The organism is Kitasatospora sp. NPDC059803 (assembly GCF_042732255.1).
Classification (GTDB): Bacteria; Actinomycetota; Actinomycetes; order Streptomycetales; family Streptomycetaceae; genus Kitasatospora.
This window is the reverse complement of record NZ_JBHWIJ010000073.1, coordinates 1-18,413: the sequence shown is the minus strand read 5'-3', so window position 1 is coordinate 18,413 and position 18,413 is coordinate 1. Positions and strand designations below refer to the sequence as shown.

The following is an 18,413-nucleotide window of genomic DNA, read 5'->3' as shown; positions in this document are numbered from 1 at the left end:
TCGGTGGACCGGCCCCGCGATCGGGCCGCCCGGCACCGGTCCCGCGATCGGGCCGCCCGGCTACCGGGTCGGTGATCGGGTCGCCCGGCTGCTAGCGGGTCGACTTCTCCTTCGGCGGCTTCGGCGACAGCAACAGCGCCAGCAGCAGGAGTCCGAGGGCTTCGGGCGAGTACGTGGGCGCGTCGGACACGACGGCCTCGTCCTCCACCATCAGGCTCGCGAGTGTGTCCGTCTCGACGCGCGTCGCGGTCGGCGTGGTCGTGGTCTGGTGGGTCCGGCAGTGAGTAAGCATCAGAAGTGCCTCCTCAGTCGAGCGTCACCACCCGGTCGGGGGATGCCCCCGTCCGAACGGTGAGGGCGCGGTCCGGTACCTGCATCCGCAGACGGCCGGGCCGGGATAGTCCGTTCGGAGTGGGCGCGGCCGCGGTGAGTCGGTACCGTCGGGGGCATGACCACAGCCTTGATCACCGGCGCGACCGCCGGCATCGGAGCCGCGTTCGCCCGCCGGCTCGCCCGCAGCGGCTACCGGCTCGTCCTGGTGGCCCGGGACACCGAGCGCCTGGAGCGCGCGAGCGCCGACCTGCACGCCGAGTACGGAGTCGAGGTGGAGGTGCTGACCGCCGACCTCGCCACCGACGAGGGCATCGCGGCCGTCGAAGCCCGGCTCGCCGACTCCGCCCGCCCGGTGGACCTGCTCGTCAACAACGCCGGTTTCGGCAACAAGGGCGCGTTCGGGACCGTCCCGCTCCAGGACGAGCTGGACATGCTGAAGGTGCACATCGAGGCGATCCTGCGGCTGACCACGGCGGCCCTGCCGGGGATGCGCGAGCGCGGTCGCGGCGCGGTCGTGAACGTCGCCTCGGTGGCGGCGTTCCTGCCGCGCGGTACGTACGGGGCGAGCAAGGCGTGGGTGGTGAGCTTCACCCAGGGCGTGCTGCGCGACCTCGGCGGCACCGGGGTGCGGATGATGGCGCTCTGCCCGGGCTTCACCCGTACCGAGTTCCACCAGCGGGCGGGCATGGGCACCGGCAACATCCCGGCCTGGTCCTGGCTCTCGGCCGAGCGGGTGGTGGCGGAGGCGATGCGCGACCTGGCCCGGGGTCGGTCGGTGTCCGTGCCGGGCAAGCGCTACAAGGCGGTGGTGGCCCTCGCCCGCCTGTTGCCCTCCGGTCGGCTGGGCGGCCTGTCCTCGAAGGCGGCGCGCAGCTACCGGACGAACTGACGCGGTCGGGGCGGTCGGGGCGGTCGGAGTGGCCGAGCGGTCGGGCGGTCGGAGGAGCGGTCGCCATGGGAATAGATCCAGCCTCACTATTAGCTAGTCTAACTATGAGCTATTCTCGCTATGCTGGCGGCCGTCCGACCGCCCCACCCACGGAGGTTTGCCCTTGAGACCCACCACCATCAACTGGACCCCGCCCGAACGCGCCCAGGGCGAGCCCCGCCCGCCGGCCCAGTGGCGGCGCATCCTCGCCCTCTTCCGCCCGTACACGGGCCGCCTCACGGTCGTCGGGCTGCTGGTGGCGGCCTCCGCCGTGGTGTCGGTGGCCTCGCCGTTCCTGCTCAAGGCCGTCCTGGACACCGCGATCCCGCAAGGCCGCACCGGGCTGCTCAGCCTGCTCGCGCTCGGCATGGTTCTCGCGGCCGTGGTGAACAGCATCTTCAACGTCCTGCAGACGCTGATCTCCACCACCGTCGGCCAGCGCGTCATGCACGACCTGCGCACCGCCGTCTACAGCCACCTGCAACGGCAGTCGCTGGCCTTCTTCACCCGCACCCGCACCGGCGAGGTGCAGTCCCGGATCGCCAACGACATCGGTGGCATGCAGTCCACCGTGACGTCCACCGCGACCAGCCTGGTCTCCAACTTCACCGCGGTGATCGCCTCTGTGGTCGCCATGGTCGCGCTCGACTGGCGGCTCACCGTCGTCTCGCTGCTGCTGCTCCCGCTGTTCGTCTGGATCAGCCGGCGGGTCGGCAACGAGCGCAAGAAGATCACCACCGAGCGGCAGAAGCAGCTGGCCGCGATGAGTTCGGCGGTCCAGGAGTCGCTGTCGGTCAGCGGCATCCTGCTCGGCCGCACGATGGGCCGCTCCGACTCGCTCGCCCGTGAGTTCACCGGGCAGTCCGACCAGCTGGCCGACCTCGAAGTGCGGGCCAGCATGGCCGGGCGCTGGCGGATGAACACCATCCAGATCGTCATGGCCGCGATGCCCGCGGTCATCTACTGGGCGGCGGGGCTGTCCGCGGCGGGCGGCGCACCGATCGTCTCGGTCGGCACCCTGGTCGCCTTCGTCACCCTCCAGCAGGGCCTGTTCCGCCCGACCGTCAGCCTGCTCTCCACCGGCGTGGACGTGCAGACCTCGCTCGCGCTCTTCCAGCGCATCTTCGAGTACCTCGACCTGCCGGTGGAGATCGCCGAGCCGCCGAAGCCGCGGAACCTGACCGACATCCGCGGCGAGGTCCGCTTCGAGGACGTCGACTTCCGCTACGACCCCGCGCAGGAACGGCCGACGCTCTCCGGGATCGAACTCAAGGTCCCGGCCGGGAGCTCACTGGCCGTGGTCGGTGAGACGGGCTCCGGCAAGACCACGCTCAGCTACCTCGTCCCGCGGCTGTACGACGTCACCGGCGGCCGGGTCACCATCGACGGCGTGGACGTGCGCGAACTGTCCTTCGACACGCTGGCCCGCGCGGTCGGCGTGGTCTCCCAGGAGACCTACCTCTTCCACGCCTCGGTCGCCGAGAACCTGCGCTTCGCCAAGCCGGAGGCCACCGACGCCGAACTGGTCGAAGCCGCCCGGGCCGCGCAGGTCCACGAGACCATCGCCGCCCTGCCGGACGGCTACGACACCCTGGTCGGCGAGCGCGGCTACCGCTTCTCCGGCGGCGAGAAGCAGCGCCTCGCGCTCGCCCGGACGATCCTGCGCAACCCGCCGGTGCTGATCCTCGACGAGGCCACCAGCGCGCTCGACAACCGCACCGAACAGGCCGTCCAGCAGGCCGTGGACACCCTGGCCGCCGGCCGCACCACCATCACCATCGCGCACCGGCTCTCCACCGTCCGGGCCGCCGACCAGATCGCCGTCCTCGACCACGGCGAGGTGGTCGAACTCGGCACCCACGAGGAACTGGTGGAGCTGGACGGCCGCTACGCGGCACTGCTGCGCCGGGAGGCGCCGGAGCCGGCCGCCGTCGTACCGGAGGCGGCCGCGCTCGGACACGTGTGAGCGCTCGCCCCGGCGCGGCGAAGCGTGATGTGGCGCGGCGCGGTGTGGCGCGGTGCGCGGCCGGGGCCTACGCGGCCTTCGGCGCCTCGTTGTAGCGCTCCGCGACCTCCTGGCCGGAGAGCCGCTGGATCGCCGCCATCACCTCGTCGGTCACCTGCCGACGGGCCTTCAGCGAGCGGGCCTGCCCGTGCAGCTCGTCGAAGTGCAGCGGCTCGCCGAACCGGACGGTCACCTTCTTGATCCGCGGCACCCGCTTGCCCACCGGCAGGATCTGCTCCGGTCCCTCCAGCGCCACCGGCACCACCGGCACGCCCGCGGTCAGCGCCAGCCAGGCGACGCCCGTCTTGCCCCGGTAGAGCCGGCCGTCCAGCGACCGGGTGCCCTCGGGGTAGATGCCGAAGGCCTTGCCGTCCTCCAGGATCTCCAGCGCCGACTCCAGCGAGGCCTGAGCGGAACGGTAGGTGCCGCGCTCGACCGGCACCGCGCCGATCGCCTCGAAGAAGTCCTTGGACAGCCGGCCCTTGAGCCCCGTCCCGGTGAAGTACTCGGCCTTGGCGAGGAAGTGGACCCGGCGCGGGGCGGTGAGCGGGATCACCACGCTGTCGATGAAGGACAGGTGGTTGCTGGCCAGGATGACCCCGCCCTTGCGCGGCACGTTCTCGATGCCCTCGATGGTCGGCCGCCAGATGCCGCGTGAGACGGGTTTCAGCACCAGTCTGGTGGCGAGATCGAGCATGGTCCCTCCCTGGACGAACGATCGCCCGGGAGGAGCCCGGGCCTGCAATCAGATCCGCAGACTACGACAACCACCCCCGCGGCCGTCCACTCCCGGCGACCGTGGCGCGCACCACGGCCGGGTAGGGTACGCCCGTCCGAACAGAGCACAACCCCGCAGTACCAGGAGGGCACGATGGAGACCACCGAGGCGATCAAGGCCATGTTCGACCGTTTCGACAAGAACGGCGACGGCAAGATCACTCCGGCCGAATACGCACTGGTCGCGAACGAGATGGGCGACCACGCCGTGACGCTGTCGATGGCCGAGGCCCTGATCCACGCCATGGACACCCGCCACCAGGGCTTCCTGACCTTCGACGAGTTCCTGGCCGCCCGCCAGCGCTGAGCGTGCCGACGGGTCCGGTCGCCGTACCGGCGGCGCCGGGCCCGGTGCCGCACGGCTCCTCAAGGCCCCTCAGGGCTCCTCAAGGCTCCTCAGGGCTCCGGGAGCGCCGCGGGGCGCCTCAGGACTCCACCGGGAACACCCGGCGCACCACCCGCTCCGCCGCCCCGCCGTCGTCCCACGGGCAGAACCGCGCCCGGAAGCGCGCCCGCGCGGCCGGCTCCGGATCGCCCGCCAGCAGCGCCTTCGCCAGCCCGTCCGGGTCCACCGTGACGGCCCCCGGCGGCTGTTCGAACAGGTCGAAGTAGACGCCGCGCACCCGCTGGTACTCCTCCCAGTCCGGCGCGAAGATCACGACCGGCCGGTCCAGCACCGCGTAGTCGAACATCATCGACGAGTAGTCCGTCACCAGCGCGTCCGCCGCGAGGTAGAGGTCCTCCACGGTCGGGTGGGCCGAGACGTCGACGATCGCGGCCGAACCCTCGCCCGCCGCCAGGTCGCCCGGGCCGCCGGTGTGGAAGTAGTGCGTGCGCACCAGCAGGGTGAAGTCAGGGCCCAGCCGCCGGGCCAGCTCCCGGACGTCCAGCAGCGGCACGTAGCCGCCCTGGTCGCCGCGGTGGGTCGGGGCGTACAGCACGGCCGTGGTGTCCGGCCGCAGCCCGAACCGCTCGCGCATGGCCCGCACTTCGTCCGGTGTGGTGTTGGCCAGCCGGTCGTTGCGCGGGTAGCCGGTGTCCAGCATCTCGTACCGGCCGGGGAAGGCGCGGGTGAAGTGCTCGCTGGTGTGCGGGTTGGAGGAGACCAGGAAGTCCCAGCGGTCGACGGCCTCCTGGAGCCGTTCGAAGTCCATCCCCTCGGCGGCCTCGGGGCGTTCGCGCAGGTCCATGCCCATCGCCTTGAGCGGGGTGCCGTGTTGGGTCTGCACGTGCACGGTGCCCGCCCGCTTCGCCATCGTGCGCGGGAAGTTGACGTTGTTGACGAAGTACTTGGCGGTCGCCATCGCCTTGAGGTAGGCGGGGGTGTTGACGATCACGTACGGCACGCCGAGCGGCATGGTCGCGGCCTGCTTGCGGTTCTCCACCACCCACACGCCCCGGATCTGCGGCGCCAGTTCCCTGGCCTTCTCGTAGATCGCCGCCGGGCTGCACGCGTAACCCCGGTGCCAGTACGCCGCGTAGACCGCCAGGTGTTCGTCCAGCGGCAGCCGGCGGAAGGCGTTGTACGCGGTGAACCGGGCGCCGCTGCGCACGCCCTTCTTCACGGCCGGGGCCACCGCCCTTGCCCCGCGCTTGAGTTCGCGCGGCAGCTGCCCGGTGCGGCGCAGCTCCGCGTACGCGATCCGGGCGCCGCGCGCGGCCAGCCGGTACTGCACGCCGCGCACGCCGCCGGGGTAGCGGTAGCCGGCGGGGCGGTGCCGGGCGAAGTGCCGGGCGATCTGGCGGAAGAAGTCCTTGCGCCGGTCGGCGGGGACCAGCCCGGGGGTGTCGTAGACGTTCAGCGCCTGCCGGACGGTCCGGTCGAAGACCAGGGTGCGCAGTGCGTCGGGGACGGGCCGGCCGGGGCGGTCCGGGCGGTCCAGGAAGGCGAAGATCGCGTCGTACTGGGCGAACACGTCGGCGTGCTTGGGGGAGGCGGTGGCGGTGATCGCGCCGTCCCGGCCGCGCCGGTAGAAGTAGCAGGGGCGGTCGAGGTAGCGCAGCCGCCCGGCGGCCAGCAGCGCGGGGTAGGTGACCGAGATGTCCTCGTAGTAGCCGCGGCCGAAGGAGACTCCGAGGCCCTCCAGGAAGGTGCGGTGGAACACCTTGTTCCAGACCGACATCACGGTCTGGAACAGCGCCGGGTGTTCGGCCAGCGTGCACCCCTCGACCAGCGGGGAGTCGGCCAGCACGTGGCGCCAGGGGTTCGGCTCGGTCTCGCCGTCCGGGTAGACGTGGGTGAAGCCGGTGAGCAGGACGTCGGCGGGCGTCCCGGGCCCGCGCTCCCGCTCCTGCTCCAGCTCCAGTTCGTCCAGGATCGCGCCCACCGTTCGCTCGGGCAGCCAGTCGTCGCTGTCCACGAACCAGACGTACTCGCCGCGCACCTGCGCCAGGGCGGCGGTGCGGGCGCCGCCGAGGCCCTGGTTCTCGGTGAGGTGCAGGACCCGCAGTCGGGGGTCGCGGGCCGCGTAGGCGTCCAGGATCGCGCCGGAGCCGTCGGGGGAGAGGTCGTCGACCGCGATCACCTCGAAACGGGACTCCGTGGCGGGGGTGTCGCCGAGGATCGAGTCGAGGCAGCGCGGCAGGAACCGCTCCACGCCGTGGACCGGGAGCACGATGCTGAGGAGGAGGGGCACGCTGGCCGAGTCTACCGATCGACCGGGTGCGACCTGCGGGGACGTCCGACCGGGGTGATCGGCCGAGGTGACCGGCCGGGCTGACCGGCCGCGGTGGAACCGTGGCCACGATCGCCGCTGGGCCCGGAACCGCCGGTGCCGGGCCCTGAACGGGGCGGCACCGGCAGCCTGGCGGCGGCCCGGCCGACCCTCTACGGCCGACCGCCTTTCCGGGCACCTCGCGAGCCTGGCCACCGCAGCGTCGAGGCGGCCGGGCAGTGGCTCGCGGGAGCCGGAGTTCTTCATCACTCGAACACGCACCCGGGTGCGATGCGGGCGCGGACGCGTTCTCACAGATATTGCTTGGAGGATTCCCCGGAGTCAATCCCTCGAATGTGTTCACTTCATGAAGCCTGGAGGTGTCGACCGGTCGCTTTGTCGACGGCCCCGGCTGTCCCCTATATCCACTGCGGTATCCGCGTCGTGTTCACCGCCGCATCCGCCGCGGCATCCCTCATGGCCGCCGGGCCGCCCGCAGGGACGCGTGCGGGGTCGCGTGCGCCCGGCGTGCGCCGTGCGGCCGGGCGCCGGACCTGTGCCCCGGGTACTGCTGACAGATGGCCGGTCGTGCACCATCATTGATGCCTAGTCGTGATCGCCCTGGTGGCCCCTGGTGCATCGTCAGTTGACGCCGCACGGTACGGTGGCACAACACCAAGGACGGTTGCGCGAAGGCCGTCCATCGCGGATAGTCTTCGCCTCACGGCCCTGGCGCCTCGTAGGGGTGGGAAAACTGATGGAACACATGCAAGTGCGGACTCGGCCCCGCGTGCCGGCGATCCAGTGCGGTGTCGGCACGACCGGCCGTCGGATCGACCGACACCTGGCCGTGCTCGGCGCGCCCGCGCTCCCGGCGGTGGACACCGCCGAGGCGCTCGGGTTGATAAGGGAGCTGACGCCGCGCGGCGCGGACGCCCCGACGGCCAAGCGTCGTCACGCGCGGATCTCGCTGCTGACGCCACTGCGCCGGCTGCGGCGAAGCCTCTTCGGCGGGCGCGGCTAGCGCCCGTCGGCCCGGGGCCTACGGCTCCGCGGCCCGGGCCTCCCGGGCCACCCGGTGCGGATCGGGACCCCGACCCGGCGGACCACACGGACCGTCGGGTCTTCGGCGTGCCCGGATCCGGGTACGCCCCGGCCGGGCCGATGTGGTCTAAACCTTTCAGCCTAGTGCACCTCACCGCCCCCACAGGCGGAGTCGGCGAGGTGCTGCGCGAGGCCCGCCGAGGTGGGTCAGGATGGCGCCATGGCGGACAACATCCACTCCACCCACCAGGGCCTCTTCCAGACCACCACCATCGAGATCACCACCGGCAGCCGAGAGGTCGCGCTCGACATCACCGACCGCTGTGCCGCGTTCCTCACCGAGCGGGCCGCCGGCCGCGACGGCCTGCTCAACGTCTTCGTCCCGCACGCCACCGCCGGAATCGCGGTGCTGGAGACCGGCTCCGGCAGCGACGACGACTTCCTCGCCACCCTGCGCGAACTGCTCCCCGCCGACGACCGCTGGCGCCACCGGCACGGCAGCCCCGGCCACGGGCGGGACCACGTGGTGCCCGGCCTGGTCGCCCCGCACGCCACCCTGCCGGTGATCGGCGGCCAGCTGGCGCTCGGCATCTGGCAGTCCGTGGTGCTGATCGACACCAACGGCGACAATCCGCGCCGGACGGTGCGGCTCTCCTTCTTCGGCTGACCCGACTTCTGCGGCCGGGACTCGCTCGGGCGGGACTCCTTCGGCCGACATTCCTTAGGCCGACTCGACGCGCTACTCGACGGCGGGATCGGCCGGGCCCGCGGGCCCGGCCGGCTCGGCCACGGCCATGGCGGCGGCCACCGCGGCCAGGTAGCGCTCGATCGCCAGGTACTGGCAGAGCAGCGCGACCGGCCGGCCCAGCCGCGCGTACCAGGCGGTCAGCCGGGAGAACGCCGACACCTCGAACCACACCTCGCCGGCGGCGTCCATGGACACCAGGAACGCCTCCTCGCCGCACTCCGGGTGCCCGGGGAGCGTGCCGTACGCGAAGCCGATCCGGTCCGGCTCCTCGACCGTCCACACCACCCGGCACGGGATCACCAGCCGGGGCCACCGGCTGCCCGGCAGGCTCAGCCGCAGCAGCACCGTCGACCCCGGCTCGGCCGGCGCGTGCGGGTACACGGCGAAACCGGTGCCCAGCTGGCTGCCCCAGCCGAGTACGTACCGCCCGGCCCGGGCCAGCACCTGAGGCCCGCGGCCCAGGTGCACGCGCCGCCGCAGGTGTGCGTAGCCGTCCGGCAGCGGGCCTCCGCGGGTGGCGCCGACCTCGGGGTAGGAGGGCGCGCTGGCGCGGGCGGCGAGTAGGCGCCGCTGGAGGTCGGTGGCCATGCGGTCACCGTAGCCGGGCGTCGTGGGCCCGCCGTCGGCGGGTCGTCCGGGGGGAGCTGGGTCGGGTCGGGCGGGGGCGGGCCGGCGCTCGGGGCGGGTTCGGGTCGGCGGCGCCTTGCGGCGGGGGCCGGGGGCGGAGTAGGAAGGCGGCATGAGCGACAGTGCGAGGAACGAGGACACGGCGGTCTGCGAGTTCGCCCCCGACGGCGGGGCGCAGGCGGCGCTGGTGCGCGATCCGGCGTCGACCGGGCCGCGGGCCGACTGCGTCCTGTGCGGGGAGCCGACCGAACTGCCCGCCGACCACCCGGGCAGCACGCTGTGCCCGGTCTGCGCCTGGCAGCAGGCCCAGCGGGTGGCCTGTTCGGGCTGATCCGAAAGAGAGCCCCTAGCCGCGATGCCACCGGCTTGACAGCGCCCGCAAGTCGCTGACCTGCGGTGATGCTGGGGCGAGAAGGCCCGGGAAGGCCGTCTCAAAGCCGCTGGCAGTGTCCCTGAGCGGCCCCTAGGCGTCCTCCCTCCCGGCCAGGGCCAGGGTCGAGCCGCGTCGCCCCTTGCGGACCAGGAGCTGGGCGGGGATGCGGGTGCGCAGGTCGGCGACGTGACTGACGATGCCGACCGCCCGGTCGCGTTCGCGCAGGCCGTCGAGGACGTCCATCACCTCCTCCAGGGACTGCTCGTCGAGCGTGCCGAAGCCCTCGTCGATGAACAGGGTGTCAAGCGGCATGCCGCCGGCCTCGTCGGTGACCACGTCGGCCAGGCCCAGGGCCAGGGCGAGGGAGGCGAAGAAGCTCTCGCCCCCGGAGAGCGTCGCAGTGTCCCGCTCGGTGCCCGTCCAGGCGTCGACCACCCGCAGGGCCAGGCCCGAGCGCTTGTTGCCGGTGCCCCGGTCGTCGCTGTGCACCAGGGTGTAGCGGCCGCCGGACATCCGGACCAGCCGGTCGCTGGCCGCCGCCGCGACCTGCTCCAGCCGGGCCGCCAGGACGTAGGACTCCAGGCGCATCCGGAGCCGGTTCTCGGTGGAGGTGCCGGCGGCCAGCGCCGCGAGCCGGTTGATCCGCCCGTACCGGGCCAGCGCCGGGGCCAGCTCGTCCGCGAGGTCGGCTAGTTGCCGACCGATCGAGGCCAGTGCCGCGCACCGTTCGTCGGCCGCCGAGCGGTCGGCGTGGGCCCGGCCCAGCCGGTCGGTGGCGGCGCCGAGCGCGGCCGCGGCGGCGGGCAGGTCGACCGGCGGACGGGCCGCGGCCTCGGCCAGATCGGGTAGCGCGAGTTCGTGCCGGACGGCGGCGGACTCCGTCTGGTGCCGCTCCAGTCGGGCTGCCAGCCGCTCGCGCTCCGCGCGGGGGAGCAGCACGGCCAGGGCCTCCTCGGGGCTCGGGAAGCCCGCTGCGGCGGCGGCCTCGGCGAGCTCGCCCTCGGCGTCCCCGAGCCGGGCCAGCGCCTGCGCGCAGGCCCGCGAGGCCTCGGCCGTGGCGGCGACCCGCTCGACCAGCCGCTCCAGCGCGGCCGCCCGCGCGGCGACGGAGGCCGCCTCGCCCCGGGCCGCGGTCACCCGTGCGGCGAGCTCGCGCTGTTCGTGCCGGAGCGCCTGGAGCCGGTCGGTGCGGACGGCGGCGCGCTCCCGGGCCTCGCGCAGCTCGGCGAGCCGGCGGTCCCGGTCGGCCGACAAGCGGGCGATCTCCTGCTCGACCCGGCCGAGCGCCTCCGCCGAGTGCAGTGCCTCGCGGTGCTCGCGGTCCAGCTCGGCGAGGGCCTGCACGAGCGCGTCGGTGCTCTCCGGCCCGGCTGCGCCGGTGGCGGTGGCCTCGCGGACCCGCAGCGCGGTGAGGGTCTGGTCCGCTGCCGTCCAGGCCTGTTCGGCGGCGGCCTGGGCCCGGCGGGCACGCTCCTCGTCGTCGGCGCCGACCCGGCCGTCGGTGGTCTCGGCGGGTGCCGGGTGTTCGGGTGAGCCGCAGACCCGGCACGCTTCGCCCGTGCGCAGTTGCTCGGCCAGCTCGGCGGCCATGCCAGCCAGCCGCCGCTCGCGCAGGCCGAGGCCGTACTCGCGGGCGTCCAGCGCGGCGGTGCGCAGGGCGGCAGCGCGCGGCTCGGCGGCGGCGATCTCGGCCCGCAGGCCGTCACGCTCCCGGGCGGCGTCCAGGCGGGTGCTCAACTCGGCCCGTCGGCCGTCTAGTTGCTCGACCAGCGCGCCCGCCGCCCAGGCCCGGTCCTGCTGCTCCTGGAGGCCGCCGAGCCGCGCGTCGTACTCGGCCAGCCAGTCCTCGGCCTCCTCGGCGAGCTCGTCGGCCCGCCGGCGCTCCTCGTCCAGGCTCCGCTGCTCGCGGGCGAGTTCGGCGCAGCGCCGCTCCTCCGCCCCGGCGGCCTCCAGCCGGACCAGCCCGGCCCGCAGTTCGCGTTCGGCCTCGGCCAGCTCGGCGGCCCCCGCTTCGGCGAGTGCCGGGCCCCCGGCGGCAGCGCTGCCCGCGCCGCCGTCGCCGGCCAGCACCTCGCGGTGCCGTCGCTCGGCCTCCCGGGCCCGCCGGTGCGCCTCGGTCGCGCCCTCGTGCAGCCGCAGCGCGGACTCCACCCCGACGGCCGCCTGCGCCGCCGCCAGCCGCCGGCCGTCCCGGGCCGCCTCGGGCTCGAACGCGGCCAGCCGGTCGGCCTGGAGCAGCGCCTGCCGGTGGCGGCGCTGCCGCCCGGCCAGCTCCTCGGCGGCCGCGCGCTCGCCCTGGGCGGTGCGTTGCGCCTCCTCGGCGCCTGCCAGCGCGGCCCCGGCGACGGTGCGCTGTTCGGCTGCGCCGCTGCGCAGGATCGCCGCCCAGCCGAGCACCCCGGCGGTCAGGTCGGCGGCGTCCTCCTCGGCCGGCACCCAGCCCTCGGCGGGCTCGGCGCCCGGGCCGGCCGCCTGCTCGGCCTTGCTGGCGAGATCCCGCAGACGGCGACGGCCGGCCTGGACGGCGGCCTCCTGGACGCGCCGCTGCTCCGCGAGCCACCCCTCGACGTGCTGGAACCGCTCGGTGTCGAACAGCCGCCGCAGCAGCTTGCCGCGCTCCTCCGAGTCGCCCTTGAGGAAGCGGGCGAAGTCGCCCTGCGGCAGCAGCACCACCTGGCAGAACTGCTCCCGGTTCATGCCGATCAGCCGGTGGATCTCCTCCCCGGCCTCCTGGTGCGACTTGCTCACCGCCCGCCAGCCGGGCGTGCCGTCCCCCGCGTCGGCGGCCCACTCGCGCAGCAGGGTCTGCGGCCGCTCGACGGTGGTGCCGGTGCCGACCTTCTTCGGCCGCCGCTGCTCCGGCAGCCGGGTGATCTGCAGCCGCCGCCCGCCGAGCGTCAGCTCCAGCCGGACCTCGGTCAGCCTGCGTGCCTCGGCGTGGTCGCTGCGCAGCCGGTTGGCCCGCCGGGTGCCGGGGACGTCGCCGTAGAGGGCGAAGCAGACCGCGTCCAGCACGCTGCTCTTGCCCGCGCCGGTGGCGCCGCGCAGCAGGAACAGGCCGCCGGCGGCGAGCGCGTCGAAGTCGACGCTCTCGCTGCCCGCGAACGGGCCGAACGCGCTGACGGTGAGCCGGTGCAGCCTCATCGGGGCAGGTCCGCCTTCCGGTCGGTGGTCTCCCGGACGCTCTCGAACCCGGCGCGCAGCCAGCCCAGCTCGTCCGGCTCCGGCTCGGCACCCGGGCGCACGTGCCGCAGGAAGCCCTCCGCGATCTCCAGGTCGGCCCGGCCGCTGACCCGGGCCGCGTACGACCGGGAGGGTTCGGCCTCGCTCTCCTCGGGGTCGAAGAGCAGTTGGAGGGTGTGCGGGAAGCGGCGGCGCAGCTTCTCCATCGGCTCGCTCGGGCGGGCCGCGTCGGTGAGCGTCGCCTGCACCCAGGCCTGCTCGTACGGCGCGTACTCGTCCTTGGTGAGCAGCGCGTCGAGGCTGTCGCGCAGGGTGGCGAGCGGGCGTGGGCGCGGGCAGTCGACGCGCTCGGCGGCGACCGAGCCGTCGGCCGCGAGGTCGACCAGCCACATGGTCTTGCGCTGGTCCACCTCGGAGAAGGAGTAGGCGAGCGGCGAGCCGCTGTAGCGCAGGTGCGGGGCGAGGGTCTGGCAGCCGTGCAGGTGGCCGAGCGCGGCGTAGTGCACGCCGTCGAAGACGGAGGCGGGCACCGAGGCGACGCCACCGACCGCGATGTCCCGCTCGCTGTCGCTCGCCGTGCCGCCGGTGACGAAGGCGTGCGCCAGCACCACCGCGCGGGTGCCGGCCGGGCGGGCCGCGAGATCGGCCCGGACCAGGTCCATCGCCGCGCCGAGCACCGCCGCGTGCCCGCCGCGCTCCAGCCCGAACCGCTCGCGCACCAGCGTCGGCTCCAGGTACGGCAGCCCGTACACCGCCACCGGCCCGTGCTCGTCCGCCAGCAGCACCGGGGCGGCGCACTCGCCCGGGTCGGTGCGCAGGTGGATGCCGGCCCGGCCGATCAGCCCGGCGCCGACGCCGAGGCGGCGGGCCGAGTCGTGGTTGCCGCTGATGAACACCGTCGGCACGCCCAGCCCGGCCAGCCGGTGCAGCACGTCGTCGAACAGGGCGACCGCGTCCAGGCCCGGCAGCGCCCGGTCGTACACGTCCCCGGCGACGAGCACGGCGTCCACGCGCTCGGCCCGGACCACGTCCACCAGGTGGTCCAGGAAGGCGCGCTGGGCGTCGTGCAGGCTCTCCCGGTGGAAGGAACGGCCCAGATGCCAGTCGGAGGTATGCAGCAGTCGCACTACAGCGCCCCTACCTGCATGTTTGCCACTTCCATGTCCTCCGAGTCAGCACCGAGTCAGCACCGGTCACGCGGCCGGCGCCTGGTCAGTACCGAGTATCACAGGACCCACCGACAGAGCCCCGTCCATCACAGCCCTCAGCCTCTCACCCGCATCAGGGGACAGGCGGCCGCAGACGTCGGCGGTGATCCGGATCGTGGATCCCAAGGAAAATGGGTCGGGCCCCGCCTTCTCGGGTGGGGCCCGCTTTCCTTGTTTCACGAGGCCCCCGAGATTCGCCGCACAACTGGCGTTGATCGAATGTCTACTGGCCGCTGGTCCACTGTGAGAACTGACCCCTTCGAGTCCTTGGACAACCATAGTGATCAAGCGTGTAGTAGTTGGCGTAGCGGCAACTGCGCTGTTCAGCCTCGGTGCCGGTGTGGCGCTTGCCCAGACGGGTGCGGAAAGCACGGCAGTCGTCACGGCTTTCCCTGCGACGGGTGCGGCCGTTCCGGTCGGCACCGAGGAGGCCCACGCTCAGGCCTCCGTGCCCGGACGGACCGGCGAGGCCAGCACCGCCAACTGGCACTGGGTCAACGGCGGAGCACGCAACACCGTTGTGACTCCGGCGGGCTGGAGCGGCAAGCGCTTCGAGGAATGATATTTCGGGATTGCCCGCTGGTGCCCTGCACCGGCGGGCATTCGCCGTTGTACGGCGCACCCGTTCACAGCTGGATCGTCGTCCAGAAGTGGTCCATCCAACTCGCTGCTTTTGCGGCCAGATCTGCTGGTGCGCCCAAAGCTGCCGCCTATTGGGCTGTGTCTCCATGCGGCAGTCGCATGGTTCCCGACCCTAACGTCCGGTACTGACAATCCCGTCCGGATCGGGAGCCCAGGGGTCCTGGGGCGCGCGTGTTCGATTACTTGGGGTGGATTGTCAGTGGCTCTGTGTATGTTCCTCGACGTCGGCGGCTCCAGGGTCGGAGCGGTCGACGGTGTCCGGTGCTGGGCTAGTCGGTGGGAGGAACCATGCGGGTGTGGTCGTTGGGTCGTGAGGGCTCCGGGGTTGCGGAGCGCTGTGCGGGGCGTTGTGGGGGCTGCCGGGGTTCCGGGGCCGTCGATGTCTTCGGGCGGTCGCGGGTCCGCCGGCGGGTGCTGCTGCGCGCCGGGCGGCGGGCCGGGGCGGATGGCGGGCCGGGTGCTCCCGGCGGGGCCCGGCCGTCCCGTGGTGACCGGCCGCCGGGAGGGCGTGCGGGCGGGGCCGGTGCGCGGGGGCGCCGTGGCGGGCGGGCCCGGGGTGCTCCGCCGCCGCAGCCGGTGGCGGTCGCGGTGGCGGCGGCTGCGTCCGACTTCGCCGGCCTCGCGCGGTACGGGCTGTTCGGCCGGCTCGCCCACCAGGAGTACCTGCGGCGCTCGGAGGAGCAGCTGAGGGCCCTGCACGCGCAGGGCCTGGAGGTGCACCTGCGGGTCCTGGAGGCGGGTGACTACGAGGACTACTGCACGGCGCTCGGCCTCGACCCCCGGACGCCCGCCGCCCGGGTCGCGTACGCGGGCGATCCGGAGCTGGCCGGGGAGCCCTTCGTCTACGCGGGGGAGCGGCTGGCCGAACTGCTCCCGGTCCTGCTGGACGACCACCGGGCGCGGGTGCGGATGTCCGTCGCGGGCGTGGCCCTGCTGGAGGCGGTCGGCGACGACCCGGACGGGCAGCGGCGGCTGGCGGCGGTGATGGGGTACGTGACGTCGGCCTACCTCGCGCTGGCCGAGGGCGCGGGGGAGGGCTGCCACCTGCTGACGCTGCGCTGCCACGGCCCGGAGGACGGCGAGCAGCTCAGCTCGGCGGTGGAGGTCTGCGTGGAGGCGGGCGGCCTCTACCCCGCCGGGCGGGACACCGAGGCGTTCTGCGTGACGCTGGCGGCGGGGGTCGCCGGCGGCGGGGCGGGGGCGCTGCTGCTGCACGGCGATCCGGGCGTCCCGGCGTCCGGGGCCTCGGCCTCGGACGGGCCGTGGGTGCGCGGTTGGGCGCTGGCCGGCGGGCGGTTGCGGCCGATGACGGTGCACGAGGTGTTCGACGAGCTGGCCGACGACGCCGCGCGCGGGCTGCCGTTCCCGCCCGGGGTGGTCCCGCGACCGGGCTTCCCGCTGCCGGGCTTTTCGGAGCCCGCTTCCCCGTCGGAGGAGGGGGGTGGGCCGCTGGGGTGATCAGGGGGTTTCCACCCCTGCCATCCACCATGCGGCGCTGGGGACTGTTCATCGACCGCCTGTTCGGGGAAGATTCGGAGAAGATCAACAGCAGGAGCGCGCGGTGCCCCACGCCGCCGCTCCGGCCGCTCCGCTCCGTACCGTGCTCCGCAGGTCCGTCCCGCGCACTGCCGGTCCGGCGAGCCCGACAGCGAGAGGGGGACGCATGAGCCGGATCGAGTACAGCGCGGAGATCGCCGAGCTGCTCGGCAGGGTGCGCCGGCGTCCCACGGCGGGGTGGCCGTGGCGGCCGGGCGAGCAGGTGCCCGAGGGGCTGCCGGTGAAGCAGTCCTGGGGGTGGCTGTTCGCTCCGGACGGGCGGGTGCTGACCCTGGTCAACCCCAGGGACGGGATCTGCTCGCTCCCCGGCGGCTCGCTGGAACCGGAGGACGCCGGGGATCCGGCCTCCGCGCTGGCCCGGGAGGCGGCCGAGGAGGCCCAGGCCGTGATCGGCCGACCGTACTACCTCGGTTACCTCTACGACCGGGTCGGCTCGGCCAACGGCGGGCACGAGTGCGCGCGGGTCCGGATGGCGGCGGCGCTGCGCGCGGTCGGCCCGAGCGCGGCCGACCCGGCCTCCGGCCGGCACTACCGGCGGCTGCTGGTCGCGCCCGGACTCGCCGTCGAACTGCTCGGCTGGGGCGCGCCCGGGCTGCGCCAGGCCCGGGTGGCGGTCGCCACCGCCGCCCGCCGGCTCGGCGTGCCGGTCGCCGCGAACGAGGCGATCGAGGAGCTGCCGGTGGAGGGCTGCGTGGTCTTCCCCGGCGCCGTCTACCCGGATGCCGCGTGTCCGGACGCCGGTTACCCGGAGGCCGTCCACCCGGATGCGGTGTGCCCTAGCGAGCCTCACCCGGGCCTCACGTAGCCGGAGGAGGGGCTGCCGGGTGACGGCGCCGTCCGCCTGATCCACGGTCAGGGCTTCGAGCTGGAGTCCGTGTGCGCCGGAGTCCGCGTGTGCCGGAGCTCGCGTGCGCTGACGCCCTTGCGTGAGAAGTCGGTTCGCGCGGAGTCGGGTCGTGTCGTGCCGGTTCGCGCCGCGCTGTGCCTGGCGAGCACCGGCGCGACGCGACGCGTCGTACGGCGGGGTGGCCTGGCGATGGCCGTGTCGTGACGGTGTCTTGGCCGTGCCCTGACTACCAACTGACCACTCGCTGACTTTTTCACCGACCACTGTCTACGCGCGATGACCGACGCCGGTCGGCGTACACCGGCGCTGACCAGCGCCAACTCACGCCCTGTGGCCGATGGTTCACTTCTGCGTTGTCGGACTGCCCGTCAATGTCCTTGGCATGACCGCTTCCCGGTTCACCTACTGCCTGGTATCACTTCTGTGACCCATACCACACCAGGAGGTGCCATGCTCCGTCCAGCGCGCGCCATGTCCGTTGCCGCGATAGCGGCTCTGCTCACTCTGACCACGTTGTTCACCGCTTCATCCGCGAACGCGGCCGGCGTCAACTACGTCGCCCTCGGGGACTCCTACTCCGCCGGTGTCGGTGCCGGCAGCTACCTGAGCGACAGCGGCAACTGCAAGCGAAGCACCAACGCCTACCCGTACCTGTGGAAGAACGCGCACTCGCCGTCGTCCTTCTCGTTCGTCGCGTGTTCCGGCGCCAGAACCGGAGACGTCCTCAGCAACCAGATCTCCGCGCTGAGCTCCAGCACCACGCTGGTCAGCCTGTCGGTCGGCGGCAACGACGCCGGCTTCGCCGACACCATGAAGACCTGCGTGCTGGAGTCGGACAGCACCTGCCTCAGCGCCGTCAGCGCGGCCCAGAACTACGCCCGCAACACCCTGCCCGCCCAGCTGGACAAGGTGTACTCGACGATCCACACCAAGGCGCCGAACGCCCACGTGGTGGTGCTGGGTTACCCGCACCTCTACAAGATCGGCGGCAGCTGCATCCTCGGCATCAGTGACACCAAGCGCGCCGCGATCAACGGCGCCGCCGACACGCTGGACGACGTCATCGCCAAGCGGGTCGCCAACGCCGGCTTCAGCTTCGGCGACGTGCGCAGCATCTTCACCGAGCACGAGATCTGCGGCTCGCTGACCACCTGGCTCAACAGCGCCACCCTGCCGGTCGACGAGAGCTACCACCCGAAGGCCGCCGGCCAGTCCGGTGGCTACCTCCCGGTCTTCACCCAGTCGTAACGGCTTCGCGCCGGTAGGCCACCGCATCGGCTGGCCTGTCGCATCGGCAGGCCTGTCACAGAGGCAGGCCTGTCACATAGGTGGGACCGTCGCATCGGTAGGCCGTCGCTCCAGGGCGCCCGCCGAACCGGAACGCGGGCCGTGGGGGCCCCCCACCCCCGCCCCGGGGGGGGGGGGCCGCGGCACGGGGGGGCGCGAGGCCCCGCCGCGCCGGGGCGGGGGGGCGGGCGGGGGGGCCC

At 73.7% G+C, this 18,413-nt stretch carries 15 protein-coding genes; 9 read left to right on the top strand and 6 right to left on the bottom strand.

Translation table 11 applies throughout. The annotated features are described in order from the left end of the window. Positions 1–91: 91 nt before the first annotated feature. Positions 92–292 (bottom strand): hypothetical protein, encoded by a 201-nt coding sequence (locus ACFV6I_RS14745; RefSeq protein WP_380346242.1) that lies wholly within the window; start codon positions 290–292, stop codon positions 92–94. Between the two features lie 156 nt (positions 293–448). Between ACFV6I_RS14745 and ACFV6I_RS14740 the strand changes: the two genes are divergently transcribed. After that, a complete protein-coding gene (locus ACFV6I_RS14740) occupies positions 449–1,222 on the top strand; it encodes an SDR family oxidoreductase (RefSeq protein WP_363367066.1) in 774 nt (257 codons plus the stop codon). A gap of 163 nt (positions 1,223–1,385) precedes the next feature. After that, positions 1,386–3,227, top strand: coding sequence for an ABC transporter ATP-binding protein (locus ACFV6I_RS14735; RefSeq protein ID WP_380425459.1), 1,842 nt, complete (start codon positions 1,386–1,388; stop codon positions 3,225–3,227). Positions 3,228–3,294: 67 nt separating this feature from the next. Here ACFV6I_RS14735 and ACFV6I_RS14730 read toward each other — a convergent pair whose 3' ends face one another. Beyond that, positions 3,295–3,963 (bottom strand): 1-acyl-sn-glycerol-3-phosphate acyltransferase, encoded by a 669-nt coding sequence (locus ACFV6I_RS14730; protein WP_063349968.1) that lies wholly within the window; start codon positions 3,961–3,963, stop codon positions 3,295–3,297. Between the two features lie 174 nt (positions 3,964–4,137). Between ACFV6I_RS14730 and ACFV6I_RS14725 the strand changes: the two genes are divergently transcribed. Beyond that, positions 4,138–4,350, top strand: coding sequence for an EF-hand domain-containing protein (locus ACFV6I_RS14725; RefSeq protein WP_063349969.1), 213 nt, complete (start codon positions 4,138–4,140; stop codon positions 4,348–4,350). Between the two features lie 118 nt (positions 4,351–4,468). Here the strand turns inward: ACFV6I_RS14725 and ACFV6I_RS14720 are convergent, their stop codons facing one another. Then, positions 4,469–6,679: a CDP-glycerol glycerophosphotransferase family protein gene (locus ACFV6I_RS14720; RefSeq protein WP_380425457.1), complete on the bottom strand. Its 2,211-nt coding sequence runs from the start codon at positions 6,677–6,679 to the stop codon at positions 4,469–4,471. A 775-nt stretch (positions 6,680–7,454) separates the two neighbouring features. On the opposite strand from ACFV6I_RS14720, the gene ACFV6I_RS14715 reads away from it, so the two are divergent. Beyond that, positions 7,455–7,721, top strand: a complete 267-nt coding sequence (locus tag ACFV6I_RS14715; protein ID WP_063349971.1) for a hypothetical protein — start codon at positions 7,455–7,457, stop codon at positions 7,719–7,721. A gap of 240 nt (positions 7,722–7,961) precedes the next feature. Further along, entirely contained in the window at positions 7,962–8,408 is a 447-nt protein-coding gene (locus ACFV6I_RS14710; protein WP_363367071.1) for a YjbQ family protein, read from the top strand. Positions 8,409–8,480: 72 nt separating this feature from the next. Here the strand turns inward: ACFV6I_RS14710 and ACFV6I_RS14705 are convergent, their stop codons facing one another. Further along, on the bottom strand, positions 8,481–9,077 hold the full coding sequence (locus tag ACFV6I_RS14705; RefSeq protein ID WP_380346237.1) for a DUF1990 family protein: 597 nt from the start codon (positions 9,075–9,077) through the stop codon (positions 8,481–8,483). A gap of 151 nt (positions 9,078–9,228) precedes the next feature. On the opposite strand from ACFV6I_RS14705, the gene ACFV6I_RS14700 reads away from it, so the two are divergent. Next, positions 9,229–9,447 (top strand): hypothetical protein, encoded by a 219-nt coding sequence (locus tag ACFV6I_RS14700; RefSeq protein WP_363367075.1) that lies wholly within the window; start codon positions 9,229–9,231, stop codon positions 9,445–9,447. Between the two features lie 132 nt (positions 9,448–9,579). On the opposite strand, the gene ACFV6I_RS14695 is transcribed toward ACFV6I_RS14700, so the two are convergent. Further along, positions 9,580–12,633, bottom strand: coding sequence for an AAA family ATPase (locus ACFV6I_RS14695; protein ID WP_380425455.1), 3,054 nt, complete (start codon positions 12,631–12,633; stop codon positions 9,580–9,582). After that, positions 12,630–13,799, bottom strand: a complete 1,170-nt coding sequence (locus ACFV6I_RS14690) for an exonuclease SbcCD subunit D (RefSeq protein WP_063349975.1) — start codon at positions 13,797–13,799, stop codon at positions 12,630–12,632. The genes ACFV6I_RS14695 and ACFV6I_RS14690 overlap by 4 nt, the downstream gene beginning before the upstream one ends. A gap of 1,311 nt (positions 13,800–15,110) precedes the next feature. On the opposite strand from ACFV6I_RS14690, the gene ACFV6I_RS14685 reads away from it, so the two are divergent. The 3 genes from ACFV6I_RS14685 (at position 15,111) to ACFV6I_RS14675 (ending at position 18,174) form a co-directional block, all read left to right on the top strand. Beyond that, positions 15,111–15,980 (top strand): hypothetical protein, encoded by an 870-nt coding sequence (locus ACFV6I_RS14685; protein WP_159398544.1) that lies wholly within the window; start codon positions 15,111–15,113, stop codon positions 15,978–15,980. A 205-nt stretch (positions 15,981–16,185) separates the two neighbouring features. Then, on the top strand, positions 16,186–16,884 hold the full coding sequence (locus ACFV6I_RS14680; protein WP_063349977.1) for a hypothetical protein: 699 nt from the start codon (positions 16,186–16,188) through the stop codon (positions 16,882–16,884). Between the two features lie 492 nt (positions 16,885–17,376). After that, on the top strand, positions 17,377–18,174 hold the full coding sequence (locus ACFV6I_RS14675; RefSeq protein ID WP_380425452.1) for an SGNH/GDSL hydrolase family protein: 798 nt from the start codon (positions 17,377–17,379) through the stop codon (positions 18,172–18,174). The last annotated feature ends 239 nt before the right edge of the window (positions 18,175–18,413 follow it).